Consider the following 16436-nt stretch of genomic DNA (forward strand, 5'->3'; position numbering starts at 1 on the left):
AAGTCCGGCCCCGGGCACCATTTGCTGCTGGTAGTAAACCACAGTAAAACCAGATTCTCGCGAGTATAGCTCAGCTGGTAGAGCGCGACCTTGCCAAGGTCGAGGTCACGAGTTCGAACCTCGTTACTCGCTCCAAGTTTAAAAAAGCAGCCTTATGGCTGCTTTTTTGCTTTATGGTTTCGCCCGATTTACAGTGCTCTATCAAATTGATAATTAGCAAAGGTTTTGCAATATTTTCATACTTTTTGGCTGCGGCCTCTATCTGAAAAAATATTAACTATTAATTGTTATACAAAACATAACCTTGTAAGTGTTGTTGTTGACTTAATTTTTGGCGTTGGCTTTGCATGTCTAAGTGTTTAAGGCAATTAAGAGAAAACGAAATGGCAGACAATACCACAACAACAATTAATCCGTTTACTGAGCAGCCTATTAAGTCGTATACGCTATTAAGTAAAGAAGCAGCTAAGCAAGCCATTGATAAAGCTGATAAGTGCTTTGCCAACTGGAAACTGACACCCTTAGCAAAACGTGCTGAACTGGCCGAAAAACTGGCACAAGTAATTGAGGATCGGCAAGAGCATCTTACTAAGCTGATGACAGATGAGATGGGCAAAGTGCGCGAGCAGGGGGTTGAAGAAGTTAAATTGTGTGCTGAGATATGTCGTTATACTGCCAAGCAGGCAAAGTCTGAGCTTGCAGACGAAGAGCGCGAATTTGCACAAGGCAGAGCCATTGTAACTTATCAACCGCTGGGAGTTATATTAGGGATCCAGCCCTGGAACTTCCCGCTGTATCAGGTTATTCGCTACAGTATCACGAATGTGGTCGCTGGCAATACTACCGTATTAAAACATGCGGCCAATGTATTTGGCATGGCCGAGGAAATAGAGGCCATGTACCTTGCAGCAGGTTTTCCACCACATTGTTACCAATCATTACTGGTTGATGGAAGCACAGCGTCAGAACTTATCAGTCACCCAAAGGTAAAAGGGGTCACCTTTACTGGCAGTGATGAAGTAGGAAAATCGGTGGCTGAGACTGCGGCTAAATTAGCAAAAAAAACGGTGTTAGAGCTAGGCAGTAATGATGCTTATCTGGTACTGGATGATGCTGATATTCAATTGGCCGTTGAAACTTGTGTAAAGGGCCGGATAGTTAACAATGGAGAGACTTGCGTAGCGGCAAAACGTTTTATTATTACAGAGAAAAATTATAATGCGTTCAAAGACGCGTTTTCAGACGCGATGACTAAGCTGAAAATGGGTGATCCGAATGATGATGATACCGATTTAGGGCCGATGGCACGCAGTGACTTACGAGATAAAATTCATAAACAAGTCACCGAGTCGGTTAAGGCTGGTGCGACCATTGTTTGCGGTTGTAAGATCCCTGATCGAACCGGCTATTTCTACCCGCCTTCAATTCTGGAAAATGTGAGCCCGGGAATGCCAGCTTATGATGATGAGTTATTTGGTCCGGTCGCCGTATTAATTAAAGTAAAAGACGATTCGCAAGCCATAACAGTGGCGAACGATTCACGCTATGGACTTGGAGGAGGTATCTTTTCAAAAGATGTTGAGCATGCCATTGAGCTGGCTAAGCTGCACTTTAATACGGGTATGATTAATATTAATGGCTACTCTTTAGCAGTACCTAACTTACCCTTTGGTGGGGTTAAAGACAGTGGCTATGGCAGAGAGCATGGCGGTTTTGGTGTGCGAGAGTTTGTAAATGTTAAATCGATAATGGTAACGATACCTGGCTGATATGCTGCTGGAACCTGACATTCTGCCCAAAGCAGAATGTCAGGTGGTGAAGTTGCTAATATCGGCGAAAAACACTAAAAGCTAAAGAGTTTTGGACTGATAAACCATACGGCAGTGGTTATCACCGCTATCGCCAGCAGGTTTAACACTAGACCTGCTTTTACCATATCGGCAATTTTTAATTTACCTGAGCCAAATACAATAGCGTTTGGCGGTGTGGCTACGGGCATCATAAAAGCACAGCTGGCAGCAATGGCGGCGGGGATCACCAGCATAGAGGCACTGGTATTAAGCGAGATTGCCACGGGGCCCAGCAGCGGCAGAAAAGCGGCTGCTGTTGCCGTATTGCTGGTGACTTCAGTCAGGAAAATAATAATGGTTGTCACCAAAATAATCAGCAGAAGAAGATTTATTGCCCCAAGACCACCGACCTGACTGGCAATAAAAGCTGCCAGGCCCGATTGCTGTATTTGTGAGGCCAGGGTTAAGCCACCTCCGAACAATATCAGAATACCCCAGGGAAGTTTGTTGCAATCTTCCCAAGTCAATACTCTCTGGCCGGTCTTAAAACTTACCGGTATGATAAATAGCAAACTGGCACAAAGAATTGCGGTTAACGTATCGTTTAATGGTAAGCCGGTAATGCTGATAAACCACTTTTTAAAGATCCAGAGGCTGGCTGCCAATAAAAAGACTGCCAGCACAATTTTCTCTGCGCGTTGCATTTTGCCAAGTGCCACCAGTTTCTCAAGGTAGATATGACGGCTTATTTGCACTTCGTCGCGGCCAAAACGAAAGTGAATTTGAGTAAGCCAGTACCAGGCAGCAAGCAGCAATACCACAGCAACAGGTACACCCAGTATCATCCACTGGGCAAAGCCAACCTCCAGTTGATACTGATTACGCAAATAACCGGCCAACAGGGCGTTGGGGGGTGTACCAATTAACGTCGCGACACCGCCAATGCTGGCAGCATAGGCCACAGATAACAGCATAGCTTTAGCAAATTTATCGCTGATATTGGTTTGCATGCCAATAATAGACAGGGCAATGGGTAGCATCATAACTGCAGTAGCAGTATTTGACATCCACATTGACAGAAAGGCAGTGACCAGCATCATGCCAGCAATTTGCTGGCTGGGTTTACTGCCTACCATCAACATGGTTAACAGGGCAATCCGTTTATGTAAGTTCCAGCGTTCCATGGCAATAGATAACATAAAGCCACCCAGGAATAGAAAAATCAGCGGGTCAGCGTAGGGGGCTGTCACGTTAGCAACTGAGTCGAGGTTAAGTAGTGGCACGACAATAATGGGTAATAATGAAGTTGCCGGAATTGGCACGCTCTCGCTAATCCACCATATGGCCATCCATGCAGTCAGCCCAGTAAGCAGCCAGGCTGACTCAGACATCCCGTTAAACGCTGGCTCAGTGCACAACACCAGCAAAAAAACCAGCGGGCCAGTGAGCAAGGGGAGCAGATAACCAAGTTCAAGCCTGTTGCTGGCCACCGTTATTCCTCATCGTCGTGTTCATTGGCATTACAGTCATTGGCCGTTTTACTGGAATGTTGCAGCAATTGGTCCATTTGCGATAATTCGAACTTATCTAATAAACGCCACTGGCCGGGGCGCAATTCAGCAAGGCGTATATGCATAATCCGGGTTCGTTTTAATTTTATAACTTCATATCCTAAATACTCAGCCATTCTGCGTATTTGCCGGTTCAGCCCTTGGGTGAGAATAATTTTAAAGGTGTTTTTTGATACCTGAGTAACGGTGCAGGGTTGGGTGGTGGTGCCAAGAATAGGTACGCCGCTGGCCATCTTGCTAATGAAATTAGCAGTAATGGGTTTATTCACCGTGACCGAATATTCTTTCTCATGGGCATTACCGGCGCGCAATACCTTGTTAACGATGTCCCCATCGTTGGTTAAAAAGATCAGGCCTTCGGAAGGTTTATCCAGCCTGCCAATCGGAAATATCCGTTGCGGATAGCCTATGGCATCAATAATGTTGCCTTTGATATGACGCTCGGTGGTGCAGGTAATGCCCACCGGCTTATGATAGGCCAGATAGATACGATCAGGTTTTTGCTGCAGTGCTTTTCCGGCAATTTTTACATCATCACCGTCAACTACCTTTAACCCGACCGGCGCAACTTCGCCGTTTACGGTTACAACACCCTGCTCGATATATTTATCGGCCTGACGACGCGAACAGAAACCGGTGTCACTAATGTATTTGTTTAAACGATATTGGGTGGGGTCTGTCATGGCATTCTTGAGTTAAAATAAAACAGCCCCTAGTTTAGGGGCTGTAACGTCTTGCAGCAAGCCTTAGCCTACATATTGGGGTAGTTAGGACCGCCACCGCCTTCCGGGGTAACCCAGGTAATATTCTGGCTTGGATCTTTAATGTCACACGTTTTACAGTGGATACAGTTCTGGGCGTTAATCTGAAAACGCGGCTGCTGCCCCTCTTCACTGATAACTTCATAAACGCCAGCCGGACAGTAGCGCTGCGCGGGTTCATCATATTTTGGCAAGTTTACTTCAATAGGTATATCGGCGTTTGCCAGGGTAAGATGGCAAGGCTGTTCTTCTTCATGGTTGGTGTTAGACAGATAAACTGAGGTTAGCCGGTCAAAACTCAGGGTATTATCTGGTTTTGGATAAGCAATTTTTGTTGCTTCACTCGCCAGTGTTAACTGGGCATAATCAAAATTATTATCTTTAAGGGTAAAGGGCAGTTTGCCGCCAAACCAGTTTTGTTCAATAGTATTAAAAACACCGCCCCAGAAGGTACCAAACTTATGCATAGCCGGGCCAAAATTACGTGAGCTGTGCAATTCTTCATAAAGCCAACTTTGCTTTACGTTCTGGCCATACTCAGTTAAATCTCTGCCGCCGCCGCCATCGTCAGTCTGCAGTGCAGCAAATACGGTCTCAGCAGCCAGCATGCCAGACTTCATCGCCGTGTGGTTACCCTTGATTTTGGCGAAGTTTAAGGTGCCGGCGTCGCAACCTAGCAGTAAGCCACCACTAAAGCTCATTTTCGGTAAGCTGTTCAGCCCGCCTTTAGCAATAGCCCGCGCGCCGTAACTTACCCGTTTACCACCTTCCAGATACTGCTTGATAACCGGATGGTGTTTGTAACGTTGAAATTCCGCAAAAGGATCCAGATGAGGATTGCTGTAATTGAGGTCAATAATTAAGCCGACGACGATTTGCTGACTTTCACTGTGATACAAATAACCACCACCCGATGCTTCGTTAGCGAGCGGCCAGCCCGCCGAGTGCACGACCAGCCCCTGATGATGATTATTGGCGGGAACATCCCAGATTTCTTTAAAGCCAATAGCGTAATGTTGTGGTGATACGTCTTTATCAAGCTGATAGTGTTGGATTAGTTGCTTACCTAAGTGGCCTCGACAACCTTCAGCAAATAGCGTGTATTTTGCCCGAAGCTCCATACCTGGTGTAAAACTGTCTTTAGGTTTGCCCTCACGGTCCAGGCCCATATCACCTATGAGAATGCCTTTGACGACATCCTGTTCTATCAGCAACTCGCTGGCGGCGAAGCCAGGAAAAATTTCTACGCCAAGTGTTTCTGCCTGCTCTGCCAGCCAGCGGCACAGGTTAGCAACAGACACAATATAGTTACCACTATTGTGCATTGTTTTCGGTACAGCAAAGCCCGGTAATTTGCGACTGGATTGCTCGTCACTAAACAGGTAAATATCGTCATGGGTAACGGGCGTGGTCAGTGGCGCTCCCATCTCTTGCCAGTCCGGTAGCAATTCATTTAGGGCCCTGGGTTCAAACACGGCACCAGAGAGGATATGAGCACCTACTTCAGAGCCTTTTTCCACCACGCATACCGTGATGTCTTTGTCGGCGTTTTTTGCCTGTTGCATCAACCGGATCGCGGCCGACAAGCCCGCTGGCCCTGCGCCAACGATTACAACATCGTATTCCATTGCTTCTCTTTCCACGATGGTTACCCCTTGGATGCTTATATTTACAGTATTCACTGCGTTTATTGTGTTGATAAGGGTATTGCAGGTTGACGTTAACGTCAACAGTAAGTAGATTGTGCAGCAATATACATTGTTATGTTTACCTTAACGTAAACCTGCTGCGTAGCACGCGATTTAAGAGGATTATATGAAAATATTAGTTCCGGTGAAACGGGTTATCGATTACAACGTAAAAGTTCGTGTTAAAGCAGACCAAACCGGCGTTGACCTGGCCAACGTGAAAATGGCACTTAATCCATTTTGTGAAATTGCAGTAGAAGAAGCAGTAAGGTTGAAAGAGGCCGGTGTGGCGACTGAAGTCGTGGTTGTGTCTATCGGTGCAAAGGCGGTGCAGGAACAACTGCGCACCTCACTGGCACTGGGCGCCGACCGTGCCATCCACCTGGAAACCGAGCTGAATCTGGATTCATTACAGGTTGCCAAACTACTGGCAAAGCTGGTTGAAGAAGAGCAGCCACAATTGGTTATTCTGGGCAAACAGGCAATAGATTCTGACAACAACCAAACCGCCCAGATGCTGGCAGCGTTAACCGGAATGGGCCAGGGCACCTTCGCTTCAAAAGTTGCGGTAAACGGTGACAAAGTGCAGGTAACCCGGGAAATTGACGGTGGTTTGCAAACGGTAGAGTTGACCTTGCCAGCCGTGGTATCGACCGATTTGCGTCTGAACGAGCCACGCTATGCGTCACTACCTAATATTATGAAAGCCAAGAAAAAGCCGTTAGATGTTAAAGCGGCTGACAGTCTTGGCGTAAACCTGAGTTCAAACGTCAGCACGTTGAAAGTCACCGCGCCGCCTACCCGGCAAGGTGGGGTAATTGTTGAGTCGGTTGCAGAACTGGTTGAAAAATTAAAGCACGAAGCGAAGGTGATCTGATGACGATTTTAGTAATTGCAGAGCATAGCAATGATGCCCTTAAAGCCGACACACATAAAGTTGTGCAGGCCGCTACGGCTATTGGCGGAGATATTCACCTGTTAGTGGCGGGTGAGAACTGTGATAGCGCCGCCAAAGCAGCAGCAGGTATCGCAGGGGTTAGCAAAGTGCTGGTTGCTCAAGACAGCGCATATGGCCATCAACTGGCCGAAAACGTGGCGGCGTTAGTGGCAGAAATTGGCAAAGATTATAGCCACATCCTGGCGGCAGCAACCACCACCGGGAAAAATATGCTGCCACGGGTTGCCGCGCTATTAGATGTCGCACAACTTTCCGACGTTATTGCGATAGAGAGTGCGGATACCTTCGTGCGGCCGGTATATGCAGGTAATGCAATAGCGACAGTACAATCTGCAGATAGCATCAAGGTGTTGACGGTGCGCGGCTCTGCGTTCGCTGCAGCTGCAGAGGGTAACAATGCACCAATTGAGTCGTTAGATCTGGTGAAAGATTTACAGGTATCTAAGTTTATTGGTGAGGAGCTGACTAAATCAGCCCGGCCAGAGTTGACCGCTGCCAAGGTTATTATTTCAGGTGGTCGCGGTATGCAAAATGGTGAGAACTTCGCCATGCTCAATGGCATAGCCGATAAACTGAATGCGGCAATTGGTGCCTCACGAGCTGCAGTGGATGCAGGCTTTGTGCCCAACGATATGCAGGTTGGTCAGACAGGTAAAATTGTTGCACCTGATCTGTATATCGCGGTAGGTATATCGGGTGCTATCCAGCATTTGGCAGGTATGAAAGACTCTAAAGTGATCGTAGCGATTAATAAAGACGCTGAAGCGCCAATTTTCCAGGTTGCTGACTATGGTTTAGTCGCTGATTTATTTACCGTGTTGCCAGAGCTCGAACAGCAGCTCTGATCAACATAAAATGCCGTATCAAAGCCAGCATTTGCTGGCTTTTTGCGTTTTAGTGCTTGTTGCCAATGTTATTTCCGACTTAAGATAATCTACCATTTGCCAAGGATGCCAAAAGAATGTCTGTTTTAATTCGCCATGCTGAACCGATTGATATTGAATCAATTAAAACAATATATGATCAGCCAGCAGTTTATTCTAATACCTTACAGCTGCCTTATCAGCCCGTTGCCAGTTGGCAGAAGTTATATAACGCCGGTGCCGGGTTTTATAATTTAGTTGCAGAGGTTGAAGGACAAGTGGTAGGGCAACTAGGTTTACAGGTTTGTCAGAACCCCAGACGACGTCACGTTGCTGAGTTAGGAATGGGGGTATTACAGGAATATCAGGGTCAGGGCGTGGGATCGGCTCTGCTTCGTGCAGCGCTTGAGATGGCCGATAACTGGCTGAATATCAGACGGATGGAGCTAACTGTTTATAGCAGCAATGACGTTGCTATTGCTCTGTACGAGCGTTTTGGTTTTGAAGTTGAGGCGGAGTTGGCAGATTTTGCGTTTCAATATGGTAAATATGTCACGGCGTTATGCATGGCCCGCATTAATACCGGTAATAGCTGAATAATCAGATTATAAAACAACAAAGGCACTTTCAAGTGCCTTTTTTTCAATGCAGGTAGCTGTTGTGTTTTTAATTAATGAGAATTCGCATTTTTCTGGCACTGTGCGGTGTCTGTGCACTCACCATACAAATACAAACTATGGTGGGTAAGTTTAATACCGTTTTTCTCTGCTATTTCCAGCTGCTTGGCTTCGATAATTTCATCTTCAAACTCGATAACTTTACCACACTTTAAACACACCAGATGATCATGATGGCTGTTGCCCGTCAGCTCAAAAACCGATTTACCACCCTCAAAATGATGACGGGTTAAAATTCCAGCATCATCAAATTGATTCAGTACCCGATATACCGTGGCCAGCCCAATATCTTCACCAAGCTCCAGCAGGATCTTATAGACGTCTTCAGCACTGATGTGTTGATGATTCGGGTCTTGTAAAATCTCAAGAATTTTCACCCGCGGCAAGGTAACTTTAAGGCCGGCTCTGCGTAGCTCAGTATTATGATCTGACATATAAACTCTGTCTTGCTGGTGGATTTGCATCGATTATAAAGACATTGGCGCCATATTGAAATGGCCGATTACTGCTGATTTATCGTCAATTCTGTTGTGCTTTCCTTTAAGCATTGTAAAATGGCCTGCAAACAGGTCATACCAGGTAAAGTGATGCGTTGGGCGTTTAAACCACAGATCATGCGAAAATTATTGAATTTCTGGCCGCCATTTTTTTTCAGTGGCATCAGAGTTGCCATATTGGCTGATGATTACCGCTATGCCAGAGTAGAGCTGAAAAACCGCCCCTGGACCCGAAACATTAATAGTAGCCAGTTTGGTGGTTCAATGTTTGCCATGACAGATCCAGTATTTCCATTACTGTTGATGGGCGCGTTGGGTAAAGAATATATCGTCTGGGATAAGCAAGCTGATATTGATTACCTTAAACCCGGAATAGGTAGATTGGTGGCGGAGTTTATCCTGACCGATGACACTGTTGCCGACATTATTAAGCACACGGCTGCCGGCGAGAAATATTTTCCGCAGTTTTTGGTACATATTAAAGATCAGGACAACAACATAGTCTGCGAAGTAAATCGAACCGTTTACATTCGAAAGAAACCCAAATACCGCTGAACACGCTGGCACAATATAAGTTTAGTGGTGAGTAGCGTGCCAATTTTCCGGATTATCCTGATAAATTGGCCTCAGAAAAAAAGAGGCATAATGCCTCTTTTATCTGTTTTGCAGCCGGGTTAAAGGTTAGCAAATTCCTGCAGGCTCATTTCTTCGTAAACCTGTTTGCACCACTGCTTTACCCGTTGTTCAGTCAACTCTGGCTGGCGGTCTTCATCAACACCCAGGCCAACAAAGTGGCTGGCATCGGCTAACGCTTTTGATGCCACAAAGTTGTAGCCTGCAGTTGGCCAGTTGCCAACGATAATCGCGCCCTTAGGTTCAATGATGTCGCGTAACGTGCCCATCGCGTCCAGGAAATATTCAGCGTAATCTTCCTGATCGCCACAGCCGAAAATTGCCACCAGTTTATTATTAAAGTCGATACCGTCCAGCTCAGGGAAAAAATCATCCCAGTCACACTGTGCTTCACCGTAATACCAGGTTGGAATACCCAGTAACAGTAAGTCGAAGCCGGCAATGTCTTCTTTGCTGCTTTTGGCGATATCACGGATCTCAATCAGATTTTTGCCCAGCTCTTTTTGGATCATCTTGGCGATATGCTCAGTGTTGCCGGTATCGCTACCGAAAAAAATTCCTACAGTTGCCATGGTTAATTGCCTTCTTACCTGGATAAAGCTTGCTCTAAAAGTTGTTCAATTAAGTTACTGCGTGTGGTGTTTGCCTGTTCGGCAGCCAGACTCAGCGCATCATACAGCTGAGCTGACACCTTACATTCAATACGCTTTAAGCCGTTATTACGATCGCGCTTAATTTGATTGCGTTTATTCAGCTTTAGCTGTTCTTGCCTGGGCAACGGGTTGGTTTTAGGCCGTCCCGGCCGCTTGTCAGCCGCAAACAAATCAATAGTGGTGCGATCAGTGGCGATTTTAGCCATCAATCTCAACCTTGTTATTCCAGAAAATACTGGACCACCGTTTTAATCACAAACACCAGTGGTGATAGAAACAACACCAGCCAGACAAAAAAACGACCAAACCGTGGCGCCTGACTCTTTTTCAGTACATCGTTAATTGCCAGCACTATAAAAATATAGAGTACCGACAACCCCAGCCATAATCCCATGGTTTCAAATTGTGCAATGGTCATCTGCTCTGGCCATACCTGAAAAATTGGCCGCACTATAGCACAAAAGTTGCTAAATTTTAGTGTGCTGGCTCAATAAAAAGTCTCTAACCAGCTTGGCAAAGGCAACCGGTTTTTCTGCGTGTAGCCAATGGCCTGTACCATTAATTATTTTTGCTTGCGCATCGGGGAATAATTGCATTATTTGAGGCCGGTGCTCCGGCAATATATAGTCAGACTGTGCGCCTTTAATAAAAAGTACCGGGCCGGTGTATGCATCGCTATAGTCAGGGAAAGTGAGCAAGTGGTCGTAACATTGCGCTAATGTCGCTAAGTTAAAGCGCCAATCAAAGCCCTGTTCAGTTTTGTGCAAACTTTTTAACAAAAACTGACGCACACCAGGCTCTGTTATATGCTTGGCCAGCTGCTTTTCAGCTTCACTACGATTGGTTAGCGCGCTGGTGTTGACCGCTGTTAATCCAGCAAAAACTGCCTGATGGCTTCTGGCATAGCTAACCGGGGCGATATCAGCAATAATAAGCGCCGTAACCCGACCCGGGTGGGCTAACGCGAATGCCATTGCTAATTTGCCGCCGAGTGAGTGACCTAATACCGCACATTGATCGATATTCAGGCTTTCAGTTGTATCAACCAAATCCGCCACCATACTGGTGTAGTTCATGACGTTACTGTGGGGGGACTGACCATGATTAGGTAAATCGATACTGATCACCTGCCATTGGTCACTTAAGGTTCTGGCAATACCGGCTAAGTTGTCATAACTGCCGAACAATCCGTGTAGTATGATCAAAGGTTGCCCAGAACCGGTGCTGTTTGAATGTAGAATCATAGCTAACTCACTGAAAAGATTGAGCGGGTATTTTAACAAATTAAGCTGCTGGCGTCAGTCGCAAAGGCTTTATATAATGGGCCAACATACAGTTGACGGAAAAAAATATGAAAACCATTGAAATAGAAGACGATTTATATCACTACATTGCCACACAAACGCGCCAGATTGGCGAAAGTGCCTCTGATATTTTACGTCGTTTACTGCTCGGTGAGCAGGTGACAAGCCAGACTTCTGCGGCTGATGTTAAACCTGAGACTGTCGACGTTGAGCCAGTAAAACCGGCGGTTACGCTTGAGACCAGTAACACAGGTACTGTTTTCGATTTGGTAAGCCGCCAGGATTTACAGGCGGAATCAAGTGTAGTGGGGCGTTTTTTATATTTATTGTCAGTACTGGCCAGGGTACATAAAAAGCAATTCAGTAAAGTGCTTGAGATTAAAGGCCGTAACCGCCTGTATTTTGCCACTACGGCCGAGGCGCTTTCTGAGGCCGGAAGCAGCACTAATCCCAAACAAATTCCTAATACCAGTTTCTGGGTTATTACTAATTCTAATACCACCAGAAAAAAAATGATGCTAACCGAAACGGCAGTTAAATTAGGTTATAGTGAAAACGACGCTGAGCGGATCCGCGATTTATTATAAGGAATCAATATGTCTTTACATCCCCTGGCCGGACAACAGGTGCCAAACGATCGTATTCCCAATATCAGTCGGTTAATGACGGCCTACTATGTGTTGGAACCTGATGTTCATCAGCATCCGGAGCACAAAGTCAGCTTTGGTACTTCTGGTCACCGGGGTAGTGCCCTTCATTGCTCATTTAATGAACCGCACGTTTTGGCGATATGTCAGGCAATTGCTGATTATCGTAAAGTACAAGGCATTAACGGCCCGTTGTTTTTAGGAAAAGACACGCATGGCTTGTCAGAGGCGGCTTTTGCCTCAGCGCTGGAAGTACTGATAGCCAACAAAATTCAGGTATGTATTCAAAAAGATTTAGGCTATACCCCAACACCGGTGATATCACACGCTATTCTCACCCAAAACGAGGGGGCAGATAGCAAACTGGCAGACGGTATTGTTATCACGCCTTCGCATAACCCGCCTGAAGACGGGGGCATTAAGTATAATCCACCGCACGGCGGGCCGGCTGATGCCGAGGTGACTAACTGGATAGAACAACGGGCTAACCAGCTACTTGCCAAAGATCTTGATGGGGTGAAAATGATGCCCTACAGTCTGGCTATTCAGTCAGGCTATTGTCAGCACATCGATTATATTCAGCATTATGTAGACGATCTGGCAAATGTCATCGATATGGCCGCAATTGCTAAAGCCGGCATCAGAATTGGCGTTGACCCGCTGGGCGGTTCTGGCATTGGTTACTGGCCACGGATTGCTGAAAAGTATGGTCTTGATATTACAGTCGTCAATGACAAAGTAGATCCGTCGTTCGCTTTTATGCCATTGGATAAAGACGGTCAAATCCGGATGGACTGCTCCTCTGCCTGTGCCATGGCCAATTTAATCCAGTTAAAAGACCAATTTGATATTGCTATCGGCAACGACCCTGATTTTGATCGCCATGGTATTGTTACCCGCAGTGGCGGTTTAATGAATCCAAATCATTATCTGGCAGTTGCCATTAACTATTTGCTGTCGAACAGGCCCGATTGGCCTGCCAGTCTGGCCATTGGCAAGACCCTGGTGTCCAGCGCATTGATTGACCGAGTGGTGGCGGCGAGAGGCCGTAATTTATGTGAAGTGCCGGTAGGTTTTAAGTGGTTTGTTGATGGTTTGTATAACGGTACCCTGGCATTTGGTGGTGAAGAGAGTGCTGGCGCCAGCTTCTTACGGCTAAATGGTAAAGTATGGTCTACGGATAAAGACGGTATTATTCTCGGTTTATTAGCAGCAGAAATGCTGGCGAAAACCGGAGTTGACCCCTATCAACAATATCAGGCATTGACCAAAGAGTTAGGGTCTCCGCTATATCGCAGATTAGATGCGCCGGCGAATGCCGCACAAAAGGCCGCGTTAAAATCACTGGATATCGCCAGTGTTAGCCAGACTGAATTGGCGGGTGATCCGATATTGGCGGTATTAACTAAAGCGCCTGGTAACCAGGCAGACATAGGCGGGGTAAAAGTGGTCACCCGTAATGGCTGGTTTGCCGCTCGTCCTTCTGGTACTGAGAACGCCTATAAAATTTATCTGGAGAGTTTTGCTGATCAACAACACTTACAGTTATTAGAACAGGATGCGAAAGCCTTTGTAGATCAGGTCTTCCGTACTCTCTGAGCGCAATACCAGGCCGCCTCATATTGTAATTTAATTACATAAGCGGCCTTTATTTTGCTAAATGAGCTAATTTAAGGTATCGTTTTCGTAATATTGCTACATGTAACGATAATATTGGCTGGCTCAGCTCAGTAAATTGGTTTAATTAACAAGCTCAGTAAATTTCAGGATTGGCAATGAAGAAAGCAACCTCACCAAAGGCCGCTGCCAGCGGCGCGACAACTGAACAACTTAAACAGAATATTATTAAACACCTGCATTCAAGTCTGGGTACCGACGTTAATAAAGCCAGCAGTCAGGCCTGGTGGCGTGCCACCTGTGCCGCGGTTAACGAACAGGTTTTCGACGGCTTACGAAATACTCAGCGTACGCATTATCAGCAAGATACCCGCGCTTTACATTATTTTAGCCTTGAATATCTGATGGGCCGTTTATTTAGTAATAATCTGCATAACTTAGGCTTGCATGAGCAAGCTAAGCAAGCACTGTCAGAGCTTGGAATGAATATTGCGGATCTGGAAGATCAGGAAGAAGATATGGCGCTTGGCAACGGCGGTCTTGGCCGCTTAGCTGCCTGTTTTATTGACTCTCTGGCTACTCTTAATTATCCGGCCATTGGTTATGGTATTCATTATGAACATGGTCTGTTTAAACAGAGCTTTCAGGATGGTCGGCAAATAGAGCGCCCCGATAGCTGGCGCGAGTATGGCAATCCGTGGGAGATATGCCGGCCAGAATCAGTGCAGGAAGTTTCAGTTTATGGCTATGTCGAAACGGTATATGACCTGCAAGGCACCATGAAAAAAGTCTGGCATCCTGGGCGCATTATAAAAGGTGTGCCATGGGACATTCCGGTTGTAGGCTACAATGGCAGTTCGGTGAATGTATTGCGGCTGTGGGAAAGTCGGGCCAGTGACTTTTTTAACTGGGATGTATTTAACTCTGGTGGTTATATTGATGCTGCCAGAGAGAATATTGAAGCTGAAACGATTTCAAAAGTGCTCTATCCGAATGACGAAACTGATGCAGGTAAAGAGCTGCGGCTGATCCAGCAATACTTTTTTTGTTCATGTTCATTAAAAGATATTATTCGTCGCTACAAAAGAGCCCATGGCGATGACTGGAGCAAATTCCCGCAGCAGGTCGTTATTCAATTAAATGATACCCATCCGGCGGTTGCTATCCCGGAGCTGATGCGAATTCTGATTGACCGGGCTGACATGAGTTGGGACGACGCCTGGGCGCTATGCCAACAGGTTTTTGCCTACACCAACCATACTTTGCTGCCAGAGGCGTTAGAAAGATGGCCGGTGCGGTTATTTGAAAAAGTATTACCACGGCACATTGAAATTATCTATGAGATTAACCGACGTTTTCTAGTCGAACAGGTCGACGTATTATGGCCTGGTGATAATGCTAAAAAACGCAAGCTTTCTATAATTGAAGAGGGCGACGAACCGATGGTGCGGATGGGTCACCTTTCAGTGGTTGGTTCATTCAAAGTGAATGGTGTGGCAGAGATCCATTCAAAGCTGGTGCAGTCTGATTTATTCCCGGAGATGGTGGCATTGTGGCCGGATAAATTTACCAATGTGACTAATGGGGTTACCCCTCGGCGCTGGTTAAAAGCCTGTAACCCAAGATTGTCCAAATTGCTGGATGAAAAAGTAGGCGACGGATGGCCGGTTAATCTTAAATTACTGAGCAAGCTGGCAGATTTTGCGGATGATCCGCAACTCCAGGACAGCTTTATGGCAATCAAGCAGCAAAACAAAGCCGACTTTGCCAAAGAAGTAAAAAAACTGACCCGCATTGATATTGATCCGGCGGCCATTTTTGATATTCAGATTAAACGGCTGCATGAATATAAACGCCAGCATCTTAATTTATTGCATATACTGGCGCTGTACCGTCGTATTCTGCAAAACCCAGATTATGATATGGTACCCCGAGTGTTTATTTTTGGCGCCAAAGCAGCACCTGGCTATAAGCTGGCTAAAGAAATTATTTATGCCATTAATAAAATTGCCGACAAAATCAATAATGATAAACGGGTTAAAAACCGGCTGAAAGTAGTATTTATGCCAAATTACCGGGTAACCCTGGCCGAGAAAATGATCCCGGCTGCTGACGTGTCTGAACAGATTTCAACTGCAGGTAAAGAGGCGTCTGGTACAGGCAATATGAAACTGGCCCTAAACGGTGCAGTAACCGTAGGCACTCTGGATGGCGCCAATATTGAAATTGCCGAAGAAGTCGGTAGCGACAATATTGCGATTTTCGGACTTACCGTCGATGAAGTAAAAGCACTTCATTCTAAGGGTTATCATAGTTACGAGTACTATCATAATAATCCAGAAATTAAAGCTATTTTAGACTGGCTGGAAACAGATTACTTTACTCCTGGCAAGCCTGGTGAATTGGCAGCGATTAAGCATAGCTTACTGGAGGGAGGCGACCCTTATCTGGTTCTGGCTGACTTTGAATCATACGCAAAAGCACAGCAGCAAATAGATAGCTGGTATCGCGACAAAGCCGGTTGGGCGAAAAAAGCGATTCTTAATACCGCGTTGGTTGGCAAATTTACTTCCGACCGTTCAATTGAAGATTACGTCAGCAAGGTGTGGCGTTTAACGCGGTGTAAAATAGCTGATTAAGGGTTAATCAGGCCGGATGCAACGCTATCCATTGACAGAAACCCATCTTCAGATGGGTTTTTTATTGACAAAAATTTGGCAATTGCTACCGGCTATGCGTAAAGTTAAGCAGGTTTAGCAGATTAGGTGAGGTCAGGG

The 16436-nt window shown here is 46.0% G+C and carries 16 protein-coding genes and 1 tRNA gene; 9 read left to right on the plus strand and 8 right to left on the minus strand.

Annotation, left to right across the window (positions count from 1 at the left end; translation table 11 throughout):
* Positions 1–59 precede the first annotated feature (59 nt).
* A tRNA-Gly gene (locus tag B2X65_RS00595) sits at positions 60–135 on the plus strand.
* Between the two features lie 248 nt (positions 136–383).
* Positions 384–1769, plus strand: a complete 1386-nt coding sequence (locus B2X65_RS00600) for an NAD-dependent succinate-semialdehyde dehydrogenase (protein ID WP_290609837.1) — start codon at positions 384–386, stop codon at positions 1767–1769.
* Between the two features lie 74 nt (positions 1770–1843).
* Here B2X65_RS00600 and B2X65_RS00605 read toward each other — a convergent pair whose 3' ends face one another.
* The 3 genes from B2X65_RS00605 to B2X65_RS00615 form a co-directional block, all read right to left on the minus strand.
* Positions 1844–3280, minus strand: coding sequence for an SLC13 family permease (locus tag B2X65_RS00605; RefSeq protein WP_290609839.1), 1437 nt, complete (start codon positions 3278–3280; stop codon positions 1844–1846).
* A 2-nt stretch (positions 3281–3282) separates the two neighbouring features.
* Positions 3283–4044, minus strand: a complete 762-nt coding sequence (gene rluF / locus B2X65_RS00610; RefSeq protein WP_290609842.1) for a 23S rRNA pseudouridine(2604) synthase RluF — start codon at positions 4042–4044, stop codon at positions 3283–3285.
* A gap of 68 nt (positions 4045–4112) precedes the next feature.
* Complete coding sequence (locus tag B2X65_RS00615) at positions 4113–5750, minus strand: electron transfer flavoprotein-ubiquinone oxidoreductase (RefSeq protein WP_290609844.1); 1638 nt, start codon at positions 5748–5750, stop codon at positions 4113–4115.
* 187 nt (positions 5751–5937) lie between these two features.
* On the opposite strand from B2X65_RS00615, the gene B2X65_RS00620 reads away from it, so the two are divergent.
* The 3 genes from B2X65_RS00620 to B2X65_RS00630 all read left to right on the plus strand — a co-directional run bounded on the left by B2X65_RS00620 (position 5938) and on the right by B2X65_RS00630 (position 8227).
* A complete protein-coding gene (locus B2X65_RS00620; RefSeq protein WP_290609846.1) occupies positions 5938–6687 on the plus strand; it encodes an electron transfer flavoprotein subunit beta/FixA family protein in 750 nt (249 codons plus the stop codon).
* Positions 6687–7613, plus strand: coding sequence for an electron transfer flavoprotein subunit alpha/FixB family protein (locus B2X65_RS00625; protein WP_290609848.1), 927 nt, complete (start codon positions 6687–6689; stop codon positions 7611–7613). Before B2X65_RS00620 ends, B2X65_RS00625 begins: the two co-directional genes overlap by 1 nt.
* Positions 7614–7729: 116 nt before the next feature.
* On the plus strand, positions 7730–8227 hold the full coding sequence (locus B2X65_RS00630; RefSeq protein ID WP_290609850.1) for a GNAT family N-acetyltransferase: 498 nt from the start codon (positions 7730–7732) through the stop codon (positions 8225–8227).
* A gap of 74 nt (positions 8228–8301) precedes the next feature.
* Here the strand turns inward: B2X65_RS00630 and fur are convergent, their stop codons facing one another.
* Positions 8302–8742, minus strand: coding sequence for a ferric iron uptake transcriptional regulator (fur, locus tag B2X65_RS00635; protein WP_290609852.1), 441 nt, complete (start codon positions 8740–8742; stop codon positions 8302–8304).
* A 120-nt stretch (positions 8743–8862) separates the two neighbouring features.
* Between fur and B2X65_RS00640 the strand changes: the two genes are divergently transcribed.
* The gene (locus tag B2X65_RS00640; protein WP_290609854.1) at positions 8863–9360 is read left to right on the plus strand and encodes a DUF4442 domain-containing protein; all 498 of its coding nucleotides are present in this window, start codon (positions 8863–8865) and stop codon (positions 9358–9360) included.
* 119 nt (positions 9361–9479) lie between these two features.
* Here the strand turns inward: B2X65_RS00640 and fldA are convergent, their stop codons facing one another.
* Genes fldA through B2X65_RS00660 form a run of 4 tightly spaced genes read right to left on the minus strand, consistent with a single transcriptional unit; the run spans position 9480 to position 11296 of the window.
* On the minus strand, positions 9480–10010 hold the full coding sequence (fldA, locus tag B2X65_RS00645; RefSeq protein WP_290609856.1) for a flavodoxin FldA: 531 nt from the start codon (positions 10008–10010) through the stop codon (positions 9480–9482).
* Positions 10011–10024: 14 nt separating this feature from the next.
* Positions 10025–10297, minus strand: a complete 273-nt coding sequence (ybfE, locus tag B2X65_RS00650) for a LexA regulated protein (RefSeq protein ID WP_290609858.1) — start codon at positions 10295–10297, stop codon at positions 10025–10027.
* 14 nt (positions 10298–10311) lie between these two features.
* Positions 10312–10509, minus strand: coding sequence for a DUF2788 domain-containing protein (locus tag B2X65_RS00655; RefSeq protein WP_290609860.1), 198 nt, complete (start codon positions 10507–10509; stop codon positions 10312–10314).
* Positions 10510–10558: 49 nt separating this feature from the next.
* Positions 10559–11296, minus strand: a complete 738-nt coding sequence (locus B2X65_RS00660; RefSeq protein WP_290609862.1) for an alpha/beta fold hydrolase — start codon at positions 11294–11296, stop codon at positions 10559–10561.
* Positions 11297–11442: 146 nt separating this feature from the next.
* Here B2X65_RS00660 and seqA point away from each other — a divergent pair, with 146 nt between their 5' ends.
* The 3 genes from seqA to B2X65_RS00675 all read left to right on the plus strand — a co-directional run bounded on the left by seqA (position 11443) and on the right by B2X65_RS00675 (position 16298).
* Positions 11443–11982 carry a replication initiation negative regulator SeqA gene (gene seqA / locus B2X65_RS00665; protein ID WP_290609864.1) on the plus strand — a complete coding sequence of 180 codons (540 nt, stop codon included), beginning with the start codon at positions 11443–11445 and terminating at the stop codon, positions 11980–11982.
* A gap of 9 nt (positions 11983–11991) precedes the next feature.
* Entirely contained in the window at positions 11992–13641 is a 1650-nt protein-coding gene (pgm, locus tag B2X65_RS00670) for a phosphoglucomutase (alpha-D-glucose-1,6-bisphosphate-dependent) (protein WP_290609865.1), read from the plus strand.
* Between the two features lie 176 nt (positions 13642–13817).
* A complete protein-coding gene (locus B2X65_RS00675) occupies positions 13818–16298 on the plus strand; it encodes a glycogen/starch/alpha-glucan phosphorylase (RefSeq protein ID WP_290609867.1) in 2481 nt (826 codons plus the stop codon).
* Positions 16299–16436: the final 138 nt, after the last annotated feature.

It is taken from the genome of Arsukibacterium sp. UBA3155 (assembly GCA_002364615.1).
Lineage (GTDB): Bacteria > Pseudomonadota > Gammaproteobacteria > Enterobacterales > Alteromonadaceae > Alishewanella.